Consider the following 23,315-nt stretch of genomic DNA (forward strand, 5'->3'; position numbering starts at 1 on the left):
ATATCCCCGTTAACTTATTGATAAGGGTGCATAACAACGGTTTTATTTAAGCGATTAGTTGCTATGCATTACTGCGAGTTAGTGAGCTCTTCGTTAACCCAATATTTAGAACCAGACACGTTAGCATCGATGAGCAAACCTTTAGCGTTCAACTGATAGACGGCGACGCCGCTGTTAAATTGTTTTGAAAGTTGCTCTGAATCTTCGCCCGCAACAGCAGAGGCTTCACTTGTGGCCTCCCATCCTTCGTTGACGAACGTATCAAAATCTTCTTTGCTCTCAAACAGAACCACTTGTTGGTAAAATTTGCCGCCAGCCCCAAGTGCAACGCCCAAACCAAACATATTCATATAAGTGCGTTCTTCTGTTTCCTTATTCACTGCGACTCCTGACCCTGAGTTGGTGTGAAACAGCAAAGATAATTTACGAGAATCAAAGACCGCGTAGCCGTACGCGTTGTCGTAAATAGCTTTTGCCTCCGGCTTTTCATTAAATAACTTGAGCAAAGCGCTATCTGCCATTAAGTCCACGGCTTGGCGAGCTTCTTCTGGCGTATCGCCTTCCATCAGCTCATCAATTTTTTTGTCGGCAGCATCTATCCATTCTTTGCTTTTCTCGATGCTGGCTTCTGTCCATTCGCCTGCGGTATTGATCGCTTCCTCGGACCAATTCGTGAAATCTTGCCACGCTTGTTTTGAAAACGCTTTGGTGTCGTCCCAAGCATCTTGGGCAGTATCAGAAACTGCGTCGCCAAGCTCAGACATTTTATTGGAAATTTCATCCCAATCGGCATAAGCAGGGGATGCCAGGAGCATCAATGTAGTAAGGAGTGCGATAGGCTTTTTCATCAAATTCTCTCTGGAGTTATCGATATACCATTCATTTTAGGTCATCAGACTTTGATAATGAAATTGACTAAATGACGAACTTGAGAGAGGAATCACGAACTGATTGTGAAATGACGTGTGAATAACAAAGCCCTCACAAGGGGAGTGTGAGGGCTAGAGTTTATCGTGTGTTACTTGCTGCTAACTTTACCGAGTTTTAACCAAGTATCGATAACCGTATCTGGGTTTAGTGATACAGAGCTAATACCTTGATCCATTAGCCATTCCGCTAGGTCGTCGTGGTCTGATGGGCCTTGACCACAAATACCAACGTATTTGCCTGCTTTTGTTGCCGCATCAATCGCCATCTGAAGCATCACCTTAACCGCTGGGTTGCGCTCATCAAATAGATGTGCAACATCGCCAGAGTCACGATCAAGTCCAAGCGTTAGCTGAGTCATGTCGTTTGAGCCAATCGAGAAGCCATCAAAGTACTTCAAGAACTCATCGGCAAGGACCGCGTTGGATGGCAGTTCGCACATCATGATGACTTTAAGACCCTGATCGCCACGGCGCAGATCAAACTTCGCTAGCAAATCAATCACTGATGCTGCTTCGCTTGGTGTACGCACAAATGGGATCATGATTTCAACGTTTTTCAGACCCATTTCGTTACGAACGCGTTTGATTGCTTGAGTTTCTAGCTCGAAGCAGTCTTCAAACACTGGAGAAATGTAACGAGACGCGCCACGGAAGCCAAGCATTGGGTTTTCTTCATGCGGTTCGTATGCTTTACCGCCAACCAAGTTGCTGTATTCGTTAGACTTAAAGTCAGACATACGAACAATAACACGTTTCGGCCAAAATGCCGCAGCAATGGTTGCGATACCTTCTGTCAGCTTGCTTACGTAGAAATCGATAGGATCTTTGTAACCACGAATACGCTGAGTGATTTCTGCTTTTAGCTCATCGCTTTGTGCATCAAAGTTAAGTAATGCTTTCGGGTGGATACCAATCATCTTATTGATGATGAATTCAAGACGAGCAAGACCAACACCTTCATTTGGAATTTGTGCGAAGTCAAACGCGCGATCAGGGTTACCCACGTTCATCATCACTTTTGTTGGTAGCAGTGGCAGTTCATCAACAGAAGAGCGTTTTACATCAAATTCAAGTTCACCTTGGTAAACGTAGCCCGTTTCACCTTCAGAACAAGATACGGTCACGGTTGCACCATCGGTTAACTTGCTTGTCGCATCGCCACAGCCAACGATTGCAGGAATACCAAGCTCACGAGCGATGATGGCAGCGTGACAAGTACGGCCACCACGGTTGGTTACGATTGCAGATGCTTTTTTCATCACTGGTTCCCAATCTGGGTCAGTCATGTCTGTAACTAGCACGTCACCTTCTTGGACTAAAGACATTTGGTCCAGAGAGTCAACCAAGCGAACCACGCCTTTACCGATGCGCTGACCGATTGCACGACCTTCAACTAAAACATCCGCTTTGTTTTGTAGCTCGTAGCGCTCAATCACGTTTTGTTCCGTTTGTGAACATACGGTTTCAGGACGCGCTTGAACAATGTACAGCTTGCCATCAATGCCATCTTTTGCCCATTCAATGTCCATTGGACGCTGATAGTGCTTTTCGATGATCATTGCTTGTTTTGCGAGCTCTTTAATCTCGTCGTCGTTCAATGAGAACGTGTTGCGCTCTTCATCAGAAGTATCAACGATGTCAACTTGTTTGCCGATTTCTTGGTTATCTGAGTAGATCATTTTGATCAACTTAGAACCAAATGTTTTCTTAACGATTGGGTGTTCGCCTGCTTCAAGCATTGGCTTGTGAACGTAGAACTCGTCAGGGTTTACTGCACCTTGAACGACCATCTCGCCTAGACCCCATGAAGAGGTGATGAAGACAACTTGGTCGAAACCCGATTCAGTGTCTAGTGTAAACATAACACCCGACGAGGCTTTATCTGAACGCACCATTCGTTGGATACCCGCAGATAGCGAGATGCCACGGTGGTCGAACCCTTGGTGAACGCGGTAAGAAATCGCACGGTCGTTAAATAGAGAAGCGTAAACGTGCTTAGTTGCTTCTAGTACTGCGTCGATGCCTTTCACGTTCAAAAACGTTTCTTGCTGACCAGCAAAAGAAGCATCAGGTAGGTCTTCTGCCGTAGCAGATGAACGAACTGCGACTGAAAGCTCAGGATTGCCTTCGATCAGTTCTTGGTAGTTTTCACGAATTTCTTGTTCAAGGTCCGCAGGGAAAGGGGCCTCTAATACCCATTGACGAATGTTTGCACCTGTCTTACGCAGAGCTTCTACATCTTCAACGTCTAGTTCATCGAGTAATTGGTGAATACGCTCATCCAAACCTTCGTGGTCAAGGAATTGGTTAAACGCGTATGAGGTTGTCGCAAAACCATTTGGTACAGAAACGCCTGCGTTTGCTAGGTTAGAAACCATTTCGCCAAGTGAAGCATTCTTACCGCCGACTTTGTCGACATCATCCATGGATAGGCCATTGAACCAGAGGGTGTTCTTTTGCATGTCTTTCTCCAGAAACATTGCAGCTTAGTAGGGGGACTTAAATCGATCTAAACAAACGCATGTTGGCGGTTATTACACGTTGACCATACATTGCTTCATTTAGATTGATATCAAAGGCAAACGATTACGTTCTGGCTGAAAAAAATTCAAAAGAATTTTTAAAGCTGTGGTGAACCTAACTGAAAGCCAAACTGATTTATTAATATTATGTGTACCATCCTACTCAAAAGATTTTGAAAAATTAAACAGAAATGCAAATAAATAACCAAAGTCGTGATGTGTTCTATGTTTCTGACGGTACGGCGATAACATGTGAGACATTAGGGCATGTTGTTCTCGGTCAATTTCCGTTCATTCCTAACGAAAAAACCTTTCCGTTTGTTGAAAGCCAGGACAAAGCTACTGACGTAGTCAAAGAAATTGAAACTTCCTACCAGCGCAATGGCGTCAAACCTCTGGTCTTTTTCTCAATTGTCGTTCCAGAAGTACGTGAAATGCTGCTTGAAGCGCCGGCATACAGTTACGATGTTTTGGAGAGTATTGTGCAGAAAGTGCAAGACGACATTCAGATGGCACCAAAGCCTAAGTTGCAGCGTTCTCGCAGCGTGGGGAAAGATTCCGACACCTATTTTGACCGTATTGCGGCTATTGAATACACATTGGCGCATGATGATGGCATCACGCTAAAAGGGTTGGAACAAGCCGATATTATCCTGCTGGGAGTATCGCGCAGCGGAAAAACGCCGACTAGCTTGTACATGGCGATGCAATTTGGTTTACGTGTTGTGAACTATCCGTTCATTGCGGAAGATGTGAAGATGATGCGTTTGTTGCCTGAATTTGAGATCCATCGTCATAAGTTGTTTGGGCTGACGATCGATCCCGAGCGCTTGACTGAAATCCGTGAGAATCGTTTGTCTGGAAGTGATTACGCTAGCACAGAGCAGTGCAAGCTGGAGCTAGACACTGTTGAGGCTTTGTTTAGAAGAGAGGCGATCCCATATATCAATACGTCCTCTCTGTCTGTTGAGGAAATTACTACGCGTATTCTGGAAAAAGCAGGAATGAAGCGTCGCTTGTTTGGCTAACAAGAGACGCTCATGTCGCGATGTGTAAGAGGAGGTAAGGTGTGTACCTCCTCTATCAAATGAACCTTAGACAGAATTAATAGTATTGGAACATCTTTTGGATGTCTTGATAGTTTTTGGTCTGAGTCAGTGACAGCATCAGTAAGATACGTGCTTTTTGCGGGTTCAATGTACCAGCGGCAACAAAGCCATATTTTTCGTCATCAATTTCAGCATCCAAAGTGGTTGAGCCGCTAGGCGTTCGGGAGCTTCTTACAACAACAACGCCATCTTTACTCGCTTTCTCTAGCTCATCAAACACAGTGTGGTACAAGTTACCATTACCGACACCAGCACTTACGATGCCCTCAAACTTCGCATCCACAAAGGCTTTCACTGGCAAATTGGAGGCATTTGCATAGTTATAAACAATACCGACCTTAGGCAACTTAGTAAGCTTTGATACATCGAATGGGGTTTCTGTCGTATGTTTACGCTCTGGGCTTCGTTGATATTTGGCATCGCTATTATGAATGTAGCCGATAGCACCAAAGTTGGGTGACTGGAAAGTGCTGACGGAGGTTGTATTGGTTTTTGTCACATCTCGCGCATCGAAAATCGTGTCATTCATTGCGACTAGCACGCCACGTCCTTCTGAATCTTCATCGGTGGCTGTTACGACTGCATTGTATAAGTTGACTGGTCCATCAGCACTCATTGCGGTGGAAGGACGCATTGCACCGACGATCACGACAGGCTTTTTGCTCTTGACGGTCAGATCAAGGAAGTAAGCGGTTTCCTCTAACGTATCCGTACCATGAGTAATGACGATGCCGTCAACATCATCTTGAGCGAGTAGCTCATTAACTCTTTTCGATAATTTTAGCCACACTTCATCATTCATATCTTGTGAACCGATACTGACCACTTGCTCTCCAGAAATATCGGCAATCTTGGTCATACTCGGCACCGCAGAAATCAATGATTCAACGCCGACTTTACCTGCTGTGTAGTTTGATTCTGTTGCAGATTGACCTGCGCCTGCTATGGTGCCGCCAGTGGCAAGAATTTTAATGTTCGGAAGATCGGATTGCGCGAAAGACAAAGAACTAAGGCACAAACCAAGGGTTATCGTACTGAGGCGGAAAAGATTTTTCGTCATGGGAATCACCTGCTGTTAGGTTGGATGTTGGGGAACTCATCTATCCTAAAAACAGCGGGTTAGATTTTTTGAGTACTAGTTCAACAAATTGCAGATGAAGATCGTGATCAACTAATCACTTAAAGAATATCAAATCAACCAGTTAACCTAATTGACGTGCTTCTTTAACAAGTGAGATGTGCTAGTAACGTGCACAACGTGTTAAGTCCTATAATTTATTGATTTATAAATAAAGGAGGTAGGAGTCTCGTGATGAGGTTATTAAACATGAATTCAGCCGTGCAATTTTCCAAAGTTTACAGTGTAAAAAAAAGCGGCTTTACCCCGGAACAGATAAAAGCCGCTTGCCAATGATGTGTTAATTCACATCTTATCGCATAATCATTTGTTCACGACCAGGACCCACAGACACCATTTTTACTGGTACGCCCATGAGTTCCTCAATGCGTAGAACGTATTTCTGTGCTGCTACTGGAAGCTCTTCAAACTTACGACAACCTGTGATGTCCTCGCTCCAGCTTTCCATCTTCTCGTAGATTGGCGCAAGAGAGGCAGTTTGAGGCCAGATTGGGTTTTTGCTGTGGTCGCCTTCGTAGCCAACACAGATTTTCAGATCGTTAAGGCCAGTCAAACAGTCTACTTTCGTTAGTGCAATTTCAGTTGCGGCTTGCAGTTCAACGCCATTCTTCGTAGCGACTGCGTCGAAGTAGCCCATGTCGCGTGGACGACCCGTAGTTGCACCGAACTCGCCAGCAAGTTCGCGGAAAGCGTCTTGCTCTTCCATTGCAGTGATCAACGTACCAGTACCTACTGATGAGCTGAATGCTTTTGCAACCGCAATAACGCGTTCAGGACGAAGTGCCGGAAGGCCACTACCGATACCCGCGTACATTGATACAACGTTAGAAGATGTTGTCCAAGGGTACTCACCGTAAACAAGGTCACGACCCGCGCCAAGCTGCGCTTCGAACAATAGAGTTTTGTCTTTCGCTTGTAGTTCTTTTAGAGGAAGCGTTACGTTGCAAATTGAATCGCGCCAAGGTGCAGAGACTTCTAGCAGCCAGTTCGCCAGTTCTTCAGCGGTTTGTTCAAACTCGAACGTCGGGTAAAGTGCACGCAGTTGCGGCAGTTTCCAATCCATCATGAATTGAAGGCGTTCAACCAATACTTCTGGTTGCTTCAACCAACCAACTAGGATGCCTTTCTTCATTACGCGGTCACCATACGCAGGTGCAATACCTTGACGAGTTGAACCGTATGCTTTGTCGCCTAAACGTTGTTCTTCTAGCGTATCTTCTAGTGCGTGTAGAGGTAGACACAGTGTTGCGCGATCAGAGATGCACATATTCACTTTTACGCCCGCTTCTTCAACTTCCGCAATCTCCTGAGACAGCAACGCAGGGCTGATAACCATACCCGGACCTAACACTGCCAAACAGTCTGGGTTGAATACGCCACTTGGTAGCTGGTGCAGCTTAAACGTACCTAGATCGTTAACCACGGTGTGACCCGCGTTGTTACCACCTTGGAAACGAATGCTCGCAGAAGCTTGCTCTGCCAAAAAGTCAACGATGCGGCCTTTGCCTTCATCACCCCAGTTTGCACCCACAACAACGATAGACGACATAATTTAATCTCCAAAAACAGATGCAAAAATCTTAAGGTGTTCGCCATAATAAGAGAAATTAATTATACTCATTAACTTGATAAGAATTTCATATCGGAATTGGCAATGTTAGATTTGAACTGGCTGCGAACCTTCGTAACTCTTGCAGAGGTAAAACACTTTGGTAAAACAGCGACGGAACTGCACATGACGCAGCCGAACGTAAGTTTGCATATCAAGCAGTTGGAGCAAGCCACGCGCACGAAATTGATTGAGCGAAATCCCGTGCAGTTGACGCAAGCGGGGAAGCGTTTGTTAGCTACGGCGCAGCGGATGCTTAATGAGCTGCAAATTTGTCAGTCGGATCTCAATGCCATCAACGATCTTACGCAGGGGACGCTTTCTATTGCGGCGAGCGATATTGTTTCACGTTTACTGCTTATCAAACCATTTCAGCAATTCAAAAGTGAATATCCGGGGATCGACTTGGCATTGTTCAATACCACATCTTCTCAAGCGGTGGATTTGGTGAAAAGTGCGCGTGCCGATATCGGCTTTGTTATCGCACAAAAAGAGAGTCAACCGCTGCATTTTACGCCTCTCACGCAAATTCACTGGTGTGCGTTTGGCGATAACATTTTTGAGTGGCAAGACAATCGAAAAGAGAGCCAGACGCTGATCCTGCTAGGGCACGATACTCGAACCCGAGAGCTGATTGATGCGTCTTTACCTGAACTAAATCTGCCTAAGCATCGCGTGATGGAAGTGGGCAGTGTGGAAGCACAAATCGACTGGGCGGAAGCGGGGTTTGGGACTGCTATTGTGCCGGATTTTTCGCTCGATCCGAGATTAAAGCTTTCTCGAGAAGTTACGCCTTTGCCAAGTTTTCCAAACACTGATTTCGGCTACATCGTGCGTCAAAATCAGGTGTTATCCAAAGCGGCAAAACAGTTGTTGGCTTGGGTTGGCGAGAATGTGTCGGTGGTTGAGGGCTAAGGCGATGAAAGAAAAGGCCATGAAAGAGACGAAGATTACGATTTCGCTCCCATCCTTGATTCACCGTATTGGGGGCGACCATGCCAAGCGAGCGAAAACACTCGCAGCAGAAAAACAGTGCGATCTTAAGCGAATTAGACGATCTCGTCATTGGCAAATCTCAGGCGAGGCTTTGGATGTAAAAGCGTTTTTAGAGCATCTCAAAAACGAAGAAGCAGAGACGATGCGATTTGCGATCAACAAGATCGAACAAGCTCTACTTGCTCACCAAGACAAATTGGAACCTTTGGACGTGAAGTTGATACGTTTGGTGAGACAAAACCCAAACATCACCCTAGCGGAGCTGATGGCTGAAACGAACTGCACGTTAGTTCAAGCTCGCACGGCACGATTTGATGCTGAGTTGCTTTAAGATCGGTTTGTGGTTTACTCACTTTATTAACAGATGTTAGGGTACCGATCAAAATCACTCACTAAGACCATTTTATTATGGATATTTGGCAGCTTCTCCTTTTTATTCCTGCTTGCTTCGCTCTAAATATGGCTCCAGGCCCAAACAATTTATTGGCAATGAATAATGCGCGTTGTTACGGCTTTAGGGCCGCGTTTACGGCCAGTTTAGGCAGAATTGCTGCTTTTTCAGCGATGATTGCGTTGTCTGCATCAGGTCTGGCTGTGATTTTGTATACGTCAGAAATGCTATTTTTGGCAATAAAGTTGGTAGGAGCGCTGTATCTACTGTGGATTGCTTTTAACCTTTGGCGTTCAGAGTCCAGCCCGATCTCTGACTTGGACAATTCGCGCAATTACGCAGGACTTGCGAAGCAAGAATTTACGCTCGCTGTTGGCAACCCGAAAGCGATACTTATTTTTACTGCATTCTTGCCGCAATTTGTTGATGCCAATGCCAACGTTCAAGAGCAGTTTTTTGCCCTTGGCTCCACGTTTTTGATATTAGAAATGGTCGCCATTTCAATCTATGCCATCTTTGGTTTGTACTTGAGGCACTGGTTTTCAAATCCAAAAATGGCGAAACGTTTCAATCGCGGATGTTCGTTGTTTTTAGCTGCATCAGGGGCGAATTTGCTACTAAGTAAGCAATAACAACACATCATCTCCGTAGATTATTTTTCTATAAAAAGAGCCGCTGATGTTACATCAGCGGCTCTTTTAGTTGATGCATCGATTATTTATTGTTACCACATCAAATCGTCAGGCACGACGAAATCTGCGTATGGATCGTCTTCTGCTGGAATGTCCGATTCAGGTTCTTTTTGTTCGATGATGACGGACTCATCACGTTGAGCAATTTTATTCGCTACTCCACGTGGAATGACAACATAGCTTTCACCAAAAATTGCGATTGTCAAAATACCTTTGATCAACTGCTCGCGGATAAGTGAATCTACATAAAGTGATTTCACTAGCGTACCGTGAGTGAAGTTGTATTTGATGTCGCCATCTTTTAAGTCGATCTTGTTCATCTCAATCAATTGATTGATCTGCGCTTTGATCTCTTTGTTTAATCGCTCAGCATTTTGCTGCTCGCTCAATTGTTTATCACGCTCTAACTGTTGGCGTTTATTCTCTTCAACCGCCGCTTTTACTTCGCGTGCTTGAACGCGTGATTTTTTTGAGCCTTTCTTCGCTTTCTTTAGTTTCTTTTCATTAACTAAGCCAGCTTTCAGCATTTGTTCTTGAAGGGTAAGTTTTGCCATGTTTCATCCAGTTAGTGCGCAATTTTGGGCATTTTACCCACTATTGCCACTTGTAGTAAATAATAGTGCTTTCTATGGGTCTAAAATGTTTGGTTGGCTTGTTGTCTCTTTAATGGAAAATGCAAAGCGGGCCTTCTCCAAAGCCCGCGAGCATTACTGAAATCTAGGTGGGTTATGGCTGCCACTGTTTAGATGTGACGAGGTTATCCATCACTTTGTTTACCGCTTGATGCGCTTTGTCGACAATGGTGTCTATATCGTTACGATTCGCGATAAGCGGTGGAGCAAAACCGAGGATGTCACCATGTGGCATAGCGCGAGCGATTAAGCCTTGCTCTAAACAGGCCGCCGCGATTTGCGGGCCTACTTTCAAGTTTGGATCAAAGTGTGCTCGGCGAAGCTTGTCTGAAGAAAACTCCAACGCATGCAACAAGCCAACGCCACGAGTATCACCGACTAATGGATGATCGTTAAACGTCTCTGCCATACGTTGCTGCAAGTAAGCGCCGACTTCGGCCGCGTTTTGCACTAAGCCTTCACGTTCAATGATATCGAGGTTGCAGTTCGCGGCTGCCGCCCCCATTGGGTGACCAGAGTAGGTATAACCGTGTCCGATAGCGCCCCATTGGTCGGTGCCGTTTTCTAGCACACTCCAAACTCGTTCACCGACGATCACGCCAGACAGCGGTTGATACGCTGAGGTTAACCCTTTCGCTACCGTGATGAGATCTGGTTTCATGTCGTAGTGGAGTGAGCCAAAATCGGAGCCGAGGCGACCAAAGCCACACACCACTTCATCCGCAATCAAGAGTACATCGTATTTGTCGAGTACTTTGCGAATCGCCTGCCAGTACCCTGCTGGTGGTGGCACAATACCGCCAGTACCGAGCACTGGTTCTGCAATCATTGCTGCTACCGTTTCTGGGCCTTCTTCCAAGATCATCGCTTCGAGTTGATCTGCGCAATATTGAGAGAATTCGAGCTCAGACATACTTTCGTCTTCACGGCGATAATAATATGGCGCGATGGTGTGTTTGATGCGCTCAAGTGGTAAATCAAAATGGGCGTGGAACAGCGGCAAACCTGTCATTGAACCGGACGCGATACTTGAACCATGGTAGCCGCGGTCACGCGAAATGATTTTTTTCTTCTCTGGTAGACCACGAGCATTGTTGTAATACCACACCAACTTAAGTTGAGTTTCGTTCGCGTCGCTGCCTGACATGCCGTAGTAAACTTTGCTCATGCCTTCAGGCGCCATTTTGATGATGCGATCTGACAGTGTCACGAGCGCTTCGTTCGTATGACCGACGTAAGTGTGGTAGTACGCCAGTTCTTTGGCTTGCTCATAAATCGCATCGGCCATTTCGGTCCTGCCATAGCCAATGTTTACACAATACAACCCGGCAAAGCCGTCTATCAGCTCGATGCCTTCTGAATCGGTGATGCGTATTCCGCTTCCGCTCGAGATAATTCTTCCCGAAAGCTCCCCGGCCGCATACTGCTTCAGGTGGGTTGAGGCATGAAATACTCTCTGACGATCGATCTCTAAAAGTTGTTGGGTTTTGTTACTCATGATCCTTCTCCTCGAATAATTGGATATCCATATTTCGTGCCTCAACTGCCACTGACGGTTGGTAAAGCGCCTAAGCAGCAGTATTTGATTTCACTGTATTCTTCAAATCCGTGACGGCTTCCTTCTCGTCCAAGACCAGACTGTTTCACGCCGCCGAATGGGATAGGGTGGCCTGTCATTTTGACGGAGTTCACGCTCACCATGCCAAACTCCAAACCGCGCATGCAGTGCCAAATTTGGTGAATATCGTGACCATAAACATAGGCAGCTAAGCCGTACTCAGTGTCGTTGCTCATTTCAATCACGGTATCTAAGTCTTGGTAAGGCAATACGCCTGCCACAGGACAAAAATTCTCTTCGCGATACACCGCCATTTCAGGGGTTACATCGGCTAGCAATGTCGGCGCGAAGAAATTTTCGCCTGGTACGGGCTGGTGGTATCCCGCTACCAATCGCGCGCCTTTGTCGAGCGCGTCACGCACCAAATCATGCGCTTTATCCACCGCAGTGCGATTAATAAGCGGTCCCATGGTGGTTTTTTCGTCTAAGCCATTGCCCAAAACGATGTGGCTCATTTCTTTGGCAAACGCTTCCAAAAACGCTTCGTACTTATCGTCAGGGACGAAAATACGGTTTGCGGCCAAGCAGTCTTGTCCTGCGGTTTGAAACTTCGCATCCACGGCGGCTTTGGCTGCTTGCTCGACATCCATATCTGGCAGCACGATGAAAGGGGCGTTACCACCGAGCTCCATACTGCACTTCTTCACGGTTTGTGCCGCGTCGCGTAGCAATAGTTTGCCTACTCGAGTTGAGCCTGTGAACGAGAGCGCTTTGACTTTATCGGAGTGACACAAGGTTTGTGACACCATCACCGCATCGCCAGTGATCACGTTAAATACACCAGGTGGAAAGCCAGCTCGGTCTGCTAACTCTGCCAACGCTAACGCAGAAAAAGGCGTTTCACTGGCGGGCTTAATGAGCACCGGACAGCCTATTGCTAGTGCGGCTGCGGCTTTGCGTGTGATCATGGCATTAGGAAAGTTCCATGGCGTAATCAGTGCTGCGACACCAATTGGCTCGCGCACCGTTGATAGCTGCGCATTCGGAATATGACTTGGGATGGTTTCGCCATAACAGCGGCGTGATTCTTCGGCAAACCAACGAACAAAGGATGCGCCGTAGTCAATCTCACCTACAGCATCACCTAGTATTTTTCCTTGCTCCATCACCATCAAATGAGCAAGATCTTGCTTTGATTCTAGAATCAGGTCGTGCCAACGCATGAGAATTTCAGCGCGCTCTTCTGCTTGCATTTTTCGCCATTGACGAAAGGCTTGGTCGGCTTCATCAATCGCTTGATAGAGTTGTTGCTGAGAAAGCTTAGTGATGTAACCGATGACCGTGCCATCTGCTGGATTATCCACCGGATGAAATTGATCACCACTTACCCATTTGCCATTTACGTACGCTAAACCTCTCACCAAACGTACGTCTTTCATTATCGCCATCATGTCGTGCGAGGCTTTTAATTCCTCTGCATGTAAGCTGTGCAGTGCTGTCATGAGTCCTTCTCCCAGCATCGTTGTCCATAATGAAACTGTAATGGAGAAGTGACCGAAATAATTTCTGATACCGAGGTTTAAAACGTCAGAACTTTCTTTTTAGTGCCGTTAAATATGGTGTTTTTTCTGTTCACGTCTGATGCGCATTTTCCCTTTTATAACAAAGCGTTTTGGTTTACTTCGAATGTGCCCGCATCACGTTTGATTGTTTTTGTCACAATGTAAGTAAAGTAGCGCTCAATGCCCACATCTGAGTCTAACCAGTTGTCGATAAGCCGCTGATATTGGTCGATATCTTCTGACTGAATTTTAAGGATGTAATCGACACCACCGCCCGTGGCATAGCAATCAGTGACTTCTGGTGAATGTTGAACCAGTTGCTCGAAGCGTTTGAACGCTTGGGCGTTGTGTTCTTTGAGCGTAACTTCAACCATAACCGACGTTCGTTTGAACAAAATATCGGTATTTACTCTTGCTCCGTAGCCTTCAATGATGCCTGCTTCTTCCAGTTTTTTGACGCGCTCCCAGCAAGGGCTCACGGATAGGTTGATGGCCTCGGCAAGGTGAGATTTGGTGATACGACCATTATCATGAAGTATTTGTAGAATTTTTACGTCGTAGCGATCGAGGCGCATAATGAGTCTCCCTGTAGAATACTAATCATTTCATGAAAGGCTGATGACTGGTCGCTGTTATAAGGTGCTTTCCAGTTTGCTTCTGGTATGCCATTTGTTTTGATTTCTTTAGTTGGCTTTTCAATCAGCCTATCTCGCCGCAGTCTTCGGCTATAACTGCGATAGTGTCACCGATATTCACCATAGCAGGAAAACGACGCGCCGCGAAAATACCATTGCGCTGTGACTTGTACTCAACGGGGGCGGTACCTGTGCGCTCGGTCGAGAAGATTCTCACTAATACATCGCCCTTTTTGACGGTATCGCCAAGATCAAATAAGTATTCTGTGATGCCGTGGTGCTGGCTTTGCACATAACAACTTGCATCAGGCATATCTAATAACTTAGTTGGTTGGGTTGGTTGTTCGTAGTCACCGGGCAAGTTGCCTGAGAAGCGTAAGAAGTTGCGAATGCCACGGTCGGAATAAGCGATGGTTTCTGGAGTGCTGGTTCCGCCTCCTCTTAGTTCGGTGGTAACAAAGATTTTTCCCTGAGACTCCACGGCAGTGTCATACAGGCTGGTGGCGTCCATTTCGAGCAAGATCATGGTGTAAGGTGCGCCAAACAGTTTTGCACCTAATATGCAGGCTTCTTCTTGATCGAGATTGTCGAGACGATGGGCAGCGGCGAACGGCACGATATCTAACGTTTTACCACCTGAGTGAATGTCTAACGCAAAATCGCACTTAGGAACTAGGTAACGAGTAAAATAATCCGCAATTTTCTCGGTCACTGTGCCTATGGGGTTGCCGGGAAAGCTGCGATTTAAATTCCCTTTATCGATAAACGACGTACGTGAGGCATTTTGTACCGCAGGTAAGTTCATCATGGGTACAATAATGACACGACCTTGGATTTGATCTGCCTGAAGCGAGTTCGTCAATTTTAGCAGGCTGGTGATGCCTTCGTATTCGTCTCCGTGATTACCGCCAGTAAGCAGTGCGGTTGGTCCGTGACCATTTTTGATCACGGTGATAGGTATCATAATACTGCCCCAAGCGGAGTCGTCATGTGAATAGGGCAGCGTTAAAAAGCCGTGCTGTACACCTTCTCGGTCAAAGTCTATGGTGGCTGTGATCGAGCTTTTTTGCATATCAAGTCCTTTTAGTTCTCAGACCTGGCTCAACAGAGCTTAAGGTTTGAAAAATTAGTGTTTAACAAATAAGTGGCGTGGAAAGTCACACAGCGTTTTTGCTCCATCATGGGTAATGACGATACTTTCCGTTGTTTCTAACCCCCAATCTTTGAACCACAGCCCCGGCATAAAATGGAATGTCATACCTTCTCTCAAGATGGTTTTATCGGTGTCTCGCAAACTCATGGTTCGTTCCCCCCAATCTGGCGGGTAGCTCAAACCTATTGGATAGCCACAACGGGCGCCTTCGCGTGAGAATCCCGCTTTATCGAGAACCTGGTTTAGTGCATTGGCGATGTCGGCGCAGGTATTTCCGGGCTTTGCCACTTTCAAGCCCGCTTCAAGTCCTAGAGTTAGGGCTTCGTCGGCTCGTTTAAACTTGTCGTCAGGCTCGCCAAGAAAAATAGTGCGAGAGAGTGGACAATGGTAACGGCGGTGCGCCCCTGCGATTTCAAAAAACGTCCCTTCGCCTTTCTTGAAGGGTCTGTCATCCCAAGTCAGGTGAGGTGCGGAAGCATCAGAACCTGATGGCAAAAGCGGCACAATCGCGGTGTAATCGCCAAAGTGGTCTTCATGCCCGAGCACGGCTTGGCGGTTAATCTCGGCAACAAGGTGGTGTTTCGGTAATCCTGGTTCAATCATGTCGAACGCGACACGGTGCATATTTTCAACAATGCGAGCGGCACGGTACATGTACGCCAGTTCTTGATCGGATTTAACGGCGCGGCACCAGTTGACTAGTCCAGTTGCATCGAGAAGTTGAGCATTCGGTAGGTGCGTGGTGAGTGATTCGTAAGCGGTGGCGCTAAAGTAATAGTTATCTTTTTCTACACCGATGCGACCACGATCCCAAAGGCGCGGAGCCAGTACGGCTTCGACCAGGAAATCCATCGGGTGTAGCGGCGGATTCATTACATAATGGTCTGGATAGTAGGTGATGTTTTCTGCCGACATATACGCAGTCCTGTATGCTCCGTTGGCATCTTGGCAGCGTCCAAACCAAACTGGCTCATCAGATGGACCAACAACGACACATTGTGGCACGTAAAAAGACCACCCATCATAGCCTGTCAGCCACGCCATGTTAGAAGGGTCATGAATGATAAGGACATCCAATTCTCTTTCTTCCATCGATTGCCGAACTTTCGTTAACCGATCCTGGAACTCATCCAGTGTAAAATGCAAAGCAACGCCTCTCATATTTTCTCCTTGTTAGAAATCCGACGCCTTATGGGCCTTCGGAGACGCTGAGGTATTTCTACCTTCTACCAGCTAGCCAGATCTGCGTTAAAAATGATTGCAATTTACCTCTGGGGTTGTATTTGGATTGAACGATGCTGTTTAACATGTTTGTTTAACCCATACATTTCATGTCAATCATTACAATTGTGGTTTATTTTTGTGCATTTCACCTCGTTTTGTGAGTTAAAGTTCGCCATTTGTTAAATGGAAGTTACAATGAGCGTTAAAAATGAATCAATTAAAATATTGTGTCATGACAATTTCTTTGAACCCGATCATTCGGCCAGGCACCGCTAAATACATCTCCATTGGTAACTATCTTGTCGAATGTGTCCGCAGTGGTTATCTAAAACCGGGAACTCGATTACCCACACATCGTGAGTTTGCAGAGCAAATTGGCGTCAGCGTACAAACGGTGAGCCATGCATATGGTTATGCAGAGAAAAAAGGGGCGATCGAGTCTTGGGTTGGGAATGGTACTTTTGTCAAATCAGGTTTTGTGGATGAAAGTACGGACACGGAGTTCATGCTGACACAAGAGATGAAAGAAACGCCGGATGAAATTGATATGTCGATTGCACATCCGGTGGTGACCGATCGCCACATTACGCTTTTTAATCAGGCGTTAATGGAGATTGCTGGGCAAACAAACAATCGTGGTTTGATCAGTAAAGCAAAGCCGGTAACAGGTCAGCCTCATCATATTGAGTCAGGAGTACGATTTCTAAGTAGCCAAGGGCTGGATGTGGGTGCCGATCAAATATTACTCACAAATGGTGCATGCCATGGTTTAACGTTGGCTTTAAGCACAGTTGTTGAACACGGTGATTTAGTTGCTTGTGGTCACTTGGTTGATCATGGCTTGATCTCTCGCTCGAGAATGCTTGGATTTAAGTTGCAACCACTTGAAATGGATGAGTTTGGTATAACGCCGGATGCATTTGAATGGGCATGTAAACACAAACCAATCAAGGTATTGTGTTGCACACCGAGCATGGCTAACCCGACTAGTGCGCATATGGATGTTGAACGCCGAGAGGCGATAGCGAATATTGCGCAGCAATACGACATCTATGTCATTGAAGATGACGTGTATGGAGCACTAGAACCTAACCGTGTCCCACCCCTTGCCACATTGTTACCCGAACAAGCTTTCTATGTCACCAGTTTAACCAAAGTTGTAGCGCCAGGCATGCGCACTGGCTATCTGACGGTCCCACGTCATTTTTTGCAGCACGCGATTGGTCGTTTAGCGGCAACGAGTTGGTCTGCGACTCCATTACCATTTGAAGTCGCTCATTTGTGGATCGAGAACGGTACGTTAAATCGACTTATTCGCTTTCAAGTCAATGAGTTTGCTAAGCGACAGCGAATAGCAAAAGCCGCTTTAGAAGGGCATGTTTATAGCTCGCACCCGAATGGACAGCACATTTGGTTGAGACTACCCGAGCAGTGGAATAGCGATGACCTGGTTGCTTCGGCAAAGCGTTCAGGGGGGCAGATCACGGGATATAAACCGTTTGTTCTCGATACTAATCAGCCAATGCCTTACGTGCGAATCAGCTTGGGAGCAGAAACAAACCGAGGCTACATCAAACACGGGTTATCTGTGATTGCTGAAATTCTCGATACCAACCCTCCCACCTCACACTTTTTGGTTTGAACGATAGGTTATTTATGCTTTTAACTGATGGGCTTAAACGTTTGTAACTGAGTTTTTTCTTGTCGCCATTGCCTTGGCGATTTTCCCGTCCAGCGACGAAAGTGGCGGCTGAAGACCGCAGTTTCTGCATAGCCCAGTTGCAACGCGATATCGGTAATACTCTGAATATTCTCATGCAATCGCTGTTCGGCGAAATCCTGACGCACTTGTTGTAAAAGCTGCCGATAATTTGTGCCCTGTTGTTTCAGCTTGTTTTGCAGCATTCTCGGATGCAGATCCAATGCTCTTGCAACGCGCTCAACGCTGCATTCTCCGGTTGAGAGCAGACGGCCAATCATGTTTGCTGCTTGGTCACTGAGATTGTTGGGGTAACGGGTTTGCAGCTCTTTGAGGTGCTGCTGAAAATGGCGCTCTAATGCATCTTCATCTTGGTGGTTCTTAGCGTTAAGCAGAGTCGCTTTAAGTAGGATACCGTCAAACTTATCACCGAAACGCAGTTTGTTCTGCTGGGAAAACTTGCTTTTTTCTACTTCCAATGTTGCGTGTTGAGTCAAATGTAGCGCGAAGTGACTTGCTTCAATATCAAGTAAGCTCGCAACAAACATCGCCAGATGCGACACACTGAGCTGCATCAACTGCGCGATACCTCGTTCGCTGTGCACATCAATATTGAGCGACAACCGTACCCAATCATCTTGTGGCGTCATGTTGAGAGTTACCCCTGACGAATGTAGATAGAGAAAATCATTCACCCGCGCCAAGGCATCACCAACCGTTTCCGCGCGAGAAACCAGCATTGGTAAGTCCCCCAAGCTTTGTAGGTTTTGACGCTCAGCGAGTAACGCACCAAACAACGGTTGCTGACAACGAGCAGCCGCTTCTTCCAGTAATTCAGCCAACCTAGGGTAGGCGAGATAGGTATCGGGATCGCGAAACTGCGCGGCAGACAGGCCAACAGCGGCCATTATCTCTTGCGGATTGTGACCTAATTCTGAAACCAAGCTATCAAATTTATCAGCAGCGCCACTTCGTACGATATACATGTCTCGATTTTAAAATGTTAACAGGTTGTAAATCGCAATATATCAAATTTACTTCGTAAAAGGTCAAGTGAGTGCCAGTGAGTTGATCTAAGTTACATTTCGATAACAACAACGCATGGATGAGAAGCTGTATGGAACTTATCAATAAAACTGCCATCGTGACTGGCGCTGCGGGTGGAATTGGGCAAGCTATTATTGCAAAGCTAAGAGAGCAAGGAGCCAAAGTGCTTGCTGTCGATATTTCAGAGCAATCACTGCAAATGTACACAAGTTTTGACTCAAAGCAGTTGGGAACCTTTGTCGCGGACGTCACCGATTACCAACAAGTTGAAGCTATGGTGAAGTGCGCGGTCGAACAGTTTGGCTCGCTTGACATCATGGTCAACAACGCGGGCATCGGTGCACCGAAACCTCTGCTTGACCACGACCCAATTGCTGATTTTGAGCCGATCTCTAAGGTCAACCAAAATGGCGTTTACTACGGCATTCTTGCCTCTGGAAGACAATTCCAAGCTCAAGGCACGCCGGGCGTAATTCTTAATACATCGTCGGTTTACGCGCAAATGGCGTCTGAAATGACCTTTACCTACAACGTCAGTAAAGCCGCAGTCGATATGATGACCAAATGCGCCGCATTAGAACTCGCACCATTGGGTATTCGTGTTTGCGCTGTCGCTCCGGGACGCGTTGATACTCCGATGTTAAGGCAATACGAAGAGATTGGCCTGTGGGACCACATCCGCAAAGAACAGATGCGTCAAAACTTCACACAACCAGAAGAGATTGCTGATGTGGTGGCGTTTCTGGTCAGCGAGAAAGCCAACTGTATCAACGGTTGTACCATCAGCGCATCTGACGGTTTCGAGAATTTTAAGTACCCACTTATGGGATAGGCGAGTACGCCACATTACAGCAATAGCGAGGATGTAAGTTATGTCATTACCAGAAGTTATTCAGCACCAAGATTTCTTATTAACTCTTAATACCAATGAAGAGTCGATCATCAAAGACGCGCTACCGGGTGTGGATGTTTACCCATTGTTTCTTGATCCAGAAAACGGTACGTGGGTGATTCGCGCCAAATTCAAACCGGGCGTGACTTTACCTAAGCACTTCCATACTGGTGTGGTGCATTTCTATACACTGAGTGGCGCTTGGCACTACATTGAATACCCAGACCAAGTCCAAACCGCTGGTAGTTATTTGTATGAGCCAGGTGGTTCGATTCATACCTTTCACTGTCCAGAAGAGTCGGGTGGTGCTGATGGCTTTATGGTGATCCAAGGTGCGAACATTAACTTTGACGAAGAGGGTAACTTCATCAACATTATGGATGCAGGTTGGATTGAGCAAGTGGTGGTTGCCGCTGCCAAAGCGCAAGGCTTCACTGCGCGCTATATCAAACCGGGTGCGATTGCTGGCCTAAGCGATGAGCTAGCGGAGTAACCCCATGCAACAGATGAACAGTATTGTAATGCAGGATGGCCGAGTCCGTCTGCAGCAAGTCGAAATCCCTCAACCCGAAGCGGGACAAGTGTTGGTTCGCAGCCTTGCCTGTGGCATTTGTGGCTCCGACCTTCACATTACTCGACACGCGGATGAGGTATTTGATGTATTCCACCAGCTCGGGTTGATACCTGATGAATCCGGTGAGCACGCTCAAGTGATGTTAGGGCACGAGTTCTGTGCGGAAATTGTCGAATACGGTGCCGGTACGCAGCAAACGTTGTCCGTTGGTAGCCGAGTCACCTCTGTGCCGATGTTGCTCAGTCAAAATGGCGCAGGCGTTGGTGTTACTCCGGGTACTTATGGTGCTTACTCTGAGTACTTCCTGCTTGATGAAGCGTTATTGCTGCCTGTCCCAGACGAAATGCCGTCTGAGGCGGCGGCGTTAACCGAGCCGCTGGCGGTCGGTTTGCACGCGGTCAATCGCAGTGAAATCGAAACGGAAGAAACCGCGCTGGTTGTCGGTTGCGGCCCTATAGGGCTGGCGGTGATTGCTGCACTGAAACAACGTGGCGTGAGCAATATTCTTGCGGTCGATCTTCAGGAAGAGAAACTGCAACTTGCTAGTGAGTTTGGCGCAAATCGATTGATCAACCCGACCAAGGAAGACGAGCTCGCCGTTGGTGAGCAGTACGCGATGAACTCACGTCTGGTCATTTATGAGTGTGTGGGCAAGCATACCTTGATTGACGATTTTCTGCGCCGCGCTCCTGCCCGAGCGCGAATCGTCATCTCGGGTATCCATACGACACCCGCAATCATTAACTACGCGTACGCGACGGTAAAAGAGCTCGACTTGAGATTCTCTTACTACTACCAGCCGCACGAGTTTGAGCAATGCCTACAAGCGATTGCCGAACATAAGCTGCCTTGGCAGAAAATGCTCACTGCCAAAGTAGGGATCGATGGTGTGGAAGATGCGTTTAGACAGTTAATGACGCCAAATGACCACATCAAAGTGGTTATCGAACCTTGGCGCAGCGGCGCGTTAGAAGTGATTTAACTCTTAGCCAGATTAAGCTAGCTAAAACCAATTTTAGTTTGGTGACAGCCCCAACCGTAGCAGCTAGGTTGGGGCTTTTTTTGTTAGGCCTGTTCTGCGCATTCCTGTTGCAGAGCAGGGTAATCGGTGTAGCCTCGTTCGTTTCCGCCAAACAACGTTGAGCCATCGAGTTCTGCCAACGGATGGTGATGTTGCAAGCGAGAGACTAAGTCTGGGTTTGCTACGAATGGCCGTCCGAATGCGACAAGATCCGCGTAGCCTTTCTCTAATACTTCGTTTGCTCGTTGAGGATCGTAGCGACCGGCAACAATAATAGCGTTGCGAAAGCGCTTTCTAAGTTCGATTCGAAACGTCTCAGGAATCGTTGGTGCATCGGCCCAATCGGCCTCGGACAAGTGCAAGTAGGCAATGTCGCGCTCCTGTAGCTGTTTTGATGCCTCTAGGATCGTTTGCACGATATCTGGGCAGTCCATATCTTTAAACGTAATGAATGGTGCCAATCTCACTCCAACTCGATGCGCACCAACAGCGGCGATAACTGCATCCACCACTTCGATAAGAAAACGGATACGATTTTCTCGTGAACCGCCGTAGTTGTCTGTTCGATGGTTTGAGTTGGTTCTTAAGAACTGATCGATCAGATACCCATTCCCGCCGTGGATTTCTACACCATCAAAACCCGATTCAATAGCGCGTTTGGCTGCGTTCGCGAAATCACCGACAACTCGGTTGATATCCGCTTGTGTCATGGCGCGTGGCTCAACACAATCGACCATATTGCCGTTGCCTTGTTCATCTGCAATCCAAACTTGCGTCTCTACCGGAGCGAGCGCAGATGGCGCGATAGGCTGTTCACCATTTTGGAATGTTGGGTGAGACACTCTGCCCACATGCCATAGCTGACAAAACATCGCTGCGCCTTGTGATTTGACCGCTTGGGTCACACCCTGCCAGCCCGCCACTTGCGCATCGGTGTAAACGCCAGGGGTGAACGAATAGCCTTGAGAATCGTCCGAAATTTGTGTGGCTTCGGAAATGATCAGCCCGGCAGAAGCGCGTTGTTGATAATACGTTGCCATCATCTCATTCGGGATGTTGCCCGGCTGAGTGGTGCGTGCGCGAGTCATTGGTGCCATGACAATGCGGTTTTGTAGTGACAACGCTTTTAGTTGAGCTGGTTCAAACAGCTTATTTGTTCTTTGTTGCATGTTGCGCTCCTTAGATAAGTACTGGCACGTTGGTCGCTTTCCGAGCGGTTGCCATCCAGTGAAGTACGGCTGGATCCCATTGCACTTCGGGCGCACTGAAAAAACCGCGTAGAATGGAAAACATAATGGCTTGATCAACCAGTGACGTTTGCTTTTCTGAACTTAGGTTGAGCAAGGGTTTAGTTTGTTCTATCAAAGCGGCGACTTCTTTCGCAATCGCTGGTGTATCGTTAATCAAGGCTTCAAAATTTAACGCTTCGGTTTCTTTTTTTGCACGCCATGCTTGTTTAGCGCTTTCTGTTGCAAATTCCGGTAACGTCATGTTTGACCAACGCGGATACCCGACTTTTTGTAGCGGTAAAAACGCTTGTTTTTGCCAGTCTAAAACCGGTGCTGAGGGTTGGCTGCTTTCATTGGGAGATGCCAATTCAAGGAAGTAGTTGATGATGTCTAAGCTTTCCGCCATCGCTTCACCATCGTCTTTGATCAAAAGAGGAACTTGTTTTGCGCCGATGATGTTTGTGGTGGTGCTCTCGTCGTCATAAGCAATGTTGATGACGTCGAGCTGAATATTCAGTATGCCTGCAACAAAACGGACGCGGGCGCTAAAGGGGCAATGTTCATAAATGTACAGTTTCATTTTTTGTTTCCTATCTCTGGCTGGGCAGGGCGTGTTGTTGTGCGTTGAACAGCGTTACGGCGTTTAACTTTGCCCTGTCACATAACGTTCTGGGTCTAAACAATGTTGATAGGGTCAGTATAT

Annotated in this window: 21 protein-coding genes; 8 read left to right on the forward strand and 13 right to left on the reverse strand. The window is 46.9% G+C overall.

The genetic code is table 11. The features are described from left to right. Positions 1-68: 68 nt before the first annotated feature. Positions 69-848 (reverse strand): hypothetical protein, encoded by a 780-nt coding sequence (locus R7O13_RS01040; RefSeq protein WP_005373824.1) that lies wholly within the window; start codon positions 846-848, stop codon positions 69-71. A gap of 170 nt (positions 849-1,018) precedes the next feature. Beyond that, entirely contained in the window at positions 1,019-3,391 is a 2,373-nt protein-coding gene (gene ppsA / locus R7O13_RS01045; protein WP_005373822.1) for a phosphoenolpyruvate synthase, read from the reverse strand. A 251-nt stretch (positions 3,392-3,642) separates the two neighbouring features. Here ppsA and R7O13_RS01050 point away from each other — a divergent pair, with 251 nt between their 5' ends. Further along, positions 3,643-4,479: a pyruvate, water dikinase regulatory protein gene (locus R7O13_RS01050; RefSeq protein WP_005373820.1), complete on the forward strand. Its 837-nt coding sequence runs from the start codon at positions 3,643-3,645 to the stop codon at positions 4,477-4,479. A gap of 76 nt (positions 4,480-4,555) precedes the next feature. Here R7O13_RS01050 and ansB read toward each other — a convergent pair whose 3' ends face one another. Beyond that, positions 4,556-5,620 (reverse strand): L-asparaginase 2, encoded by a 1,065-nt coding sequence (gene ansB / locus R7O13_RS01055; protein ID WP_318302747.1) that lies wholly within the window; start codon positions 5,618-5,620, stop codon positions 4,556-4,558. Between the two features lie 370 nt (positions 5,621-5,990). After that, positions 5,991-7,247, reverse strand: a complete 1,257-nt coding sequence (locus R7O13_RS01060) for an adenylosuccinate synthase (RefSeq protein ID WP_005387066.1) — start codon at positions 7,245-7,247, stop codon at positions 5,991-5,993. 105 nt (positions 7,248-7,352) lie between these two features. On the opposite strand from R7O13_RS01060, the gene R7O13_RS01065 reads away from it, so the two are divergent. From R7O13_RS01065 to R7O13_RS01075, 3 genes are all read left to right on the forward strand, one after another. Further along, complete coding sequence (locus R7O13_RS01065; protein WP_005373812.1) at positions 7,353-8,222, forward strand: LysR family transcriptional regulator; 870 nt, start codon at positions 7,353-7,355, stop codon at positions 8,220-8,222. A gap of 19 nt (positions 8,223-8,241) precedes the next feature. Then, complete coding sequence (locus R7O13_RS01070; protein WP_017819813.1) at positions 8,242-8,634, forward strand: ribosome recycling factor family protein; 393 nt, start codon at positions 8,242-8,244, stop codon at positions 8,632-8,634. Positions 8,635-8,711: 77 nt separating this feature from the next. Beyond that, positions 8,712-9,326 (forward strand): LysE family translocator, encoded by a 615-nt coding sequence (locus R7O13_RS01075; RefSeq protein WP_065275154.1) that lies wholly within the window; start codon positions 8,712-8,714, stop codon positions 9,324-9,326. 92 nt (positions 9,327-9,418) lie between these two features. Here the strand turns inward: R7O13_RS01075 and R7O13_RS01080 are convergent, their stop codons facing one another. The 6 genes from R7O13_RS01080 to doeA all read right to left on the reverse strand — a co-directional run bounded on the left by R7O13_RS01080 (position 9,419) and on the right by doeA (position 16,087). Further along, a complete protein-coding gene (locus R7O13_RS01080; protein WP_318302749.1) occupies positions 9,419-9,940 on the reverse strand; it encodes a DUF2058 domain-containing protein in 522 nt (173 codons plus the stop codon). Positions 9,941-10,112: 172 nt separating this feature from the next. Next, positions 10,113-11,516: an aspartate aminotransferase family protein gene (locus tag R7O13_RS01085; RefSeq protein WP_005373789.1), complete on the reverse strand. Its 1,404-nt coding sequence runs from the start codon at positions 11,514-11,516 to the stop codon at positions 10,113-10,115. Between the two features lie 41 nt (positions 11,517-11,557). Next, entirely contained in the window at positions 11,558-13,078 is a 1,521-nt protein-coding gene (locus R7O13_RS01090) for an NAD-dependent succinate-semialdehyde dehydrogenase (RefSeq protein WP_017633578.1), read from the reverse strand. 155 nt (positions 13,079-13,233) lie between these two features. After that, positions 13,234-13,713, reverse strand: coding sequence for an Lrp/AsnC family transcriptional regulator (locus R7O13_RS01095; RefSeq protein WP_054576150.1), 480 nt, complete (start codon positions 13,711-13,713; stop codon positions 13,234-13,236). Between the two features lie 124 nt (positions 13,714-13,837). Then, entirely contained in the window at positions 13,838-14,845 is a 1,008-nt protein-coding gene (doeB, locus tag R7O13_RS01100; protein ID WP_005373782.1) for a N(2)-acetyl-L-2,4-diaminobutanoate deacetylase DoeB, read from the reverse strand. A 54-nt stretch (positions 14,846-14,899) separates the two neighbouring features. After that, a complete protein-coding gene (gene doeA / locus R7O13_RS01105) occupies positions 14,900-16,087 on the reverse strand; it encodes an ectoine hydrolase DoeA (protein WP_005373780.1) in 1,188 nt (395 codons plus the stop codon). A gap of 271 nt (positions 16,088-16,358) precedes the next feature. On the opposite strand from doeA, the gene R7O13_RS01110 reads away from it, so the two are divergent. Continuing rightward, entirely contained in the window at positions 16,359-17,792 is a 1,434-nt protein-coding gene (locus R7O13_RS01110) for a PLP-dependent aminotransferase family protein (protein ID WP_318302751.1), read from the forward strand. Positions 17,793-17,812: 20 nt separating this feature from the next. On the opposite strand, the gene R7O13_RS01115 is transcribed toward R7O13_RS01110, so the two are convergent. Beyond that, positions 17,813-18,835 (reverse strand): helix-turn-helix domain-containing protein, encoded by a 1,023-nt coding sequence (locus tag R7O13_RS01115; protein ID WP_318302753.1) that lies wholly within the window; start codon positions 18,833-18,835, stop codon positions 17,813-17,815. 131 nt (positions 18,836-18,966) lie between these two features. Here R7O13_RS01115 and R7O13_RS01120 point away from each other — a divergent pair, with 131 nt between their 5' ends. Genes R7O13_RS01120 through R7O13_RS01130 form a run of 3 tightly spaced genes read left to right on the forward strand, consistent with a single transcriptional unit; the run spans position 18,967 to position 21,344 of the window. Then, on the forward strand, positions 18,967-19,728 hold the full coding sequence (locus R7O13_RS01120; RefSeq protein WP_170893099.1) for an SDR family NAD(P)-dependent oxidoreductase: 762 nt from the start codon (positions 18,967-18,969) through the stop codon (positions 19,726-19,728). A 40-nt stretch (positions 19,729-19,768) separates the two neighbouring features. Beyond that, on the forward strand, positions 19,769-20,281 hold the full coding sequence (locus tag R7O13_RS01125) for a 2,4'-dihydroxyacetophenone dioxygenase family protein (protein WP_064376198.1): 513 nt from the start codon (positions 19,769-19,771) through the stop codon (positions 20,279-20,281). Positions 20,282-20,285: 4 nt separating this feature from the next. Further along, complete coding sequence (locus tag R7O13_RS01130) at positions 20,286-21,344, forward strand: zinc-binding dehydrogenase (RefSeq protein ID WP_318302755.1); 1,059 nt, start codon at positions 20,286-20,288, stop codon at positions 21,342-21,344. A gap of 83 nt (positions 21,345-21,427) precedes the next feature. On the opposite strand, the gene R7O13_RS01135 is transcribed toward R7O13_RS01130, so the two are convergent. After that, positions 21,428-22,552: an alkene reductase gene (locus R7O13_RS01135; RefSeq protein ID WP_318302757.1), complete on the reverse strand. Its 1,125-nt coding sequence runs from the start codon at positions 22,550-22,552 to the stop codon at positions 21,428-21,430. Positions 22,553-22,562: 10 nt separating this feature from the next. Beyond that, on the reverse strand, positions 22,563-23,192 hold the full coding sequence (grxB, locus tag R7O13_RS01140; protein ID WP_318302758.1) for a glutaredoxin 2: 630 nt from the start codon (positions 23,190-23,192) through the stop codon (positions 22,563-22,565). Positions 23,193-23,315 lie beyond the last annotated feature (123 nt).

Source organism: Vibrio sp. Y176 (assembly GCF_033438945.1).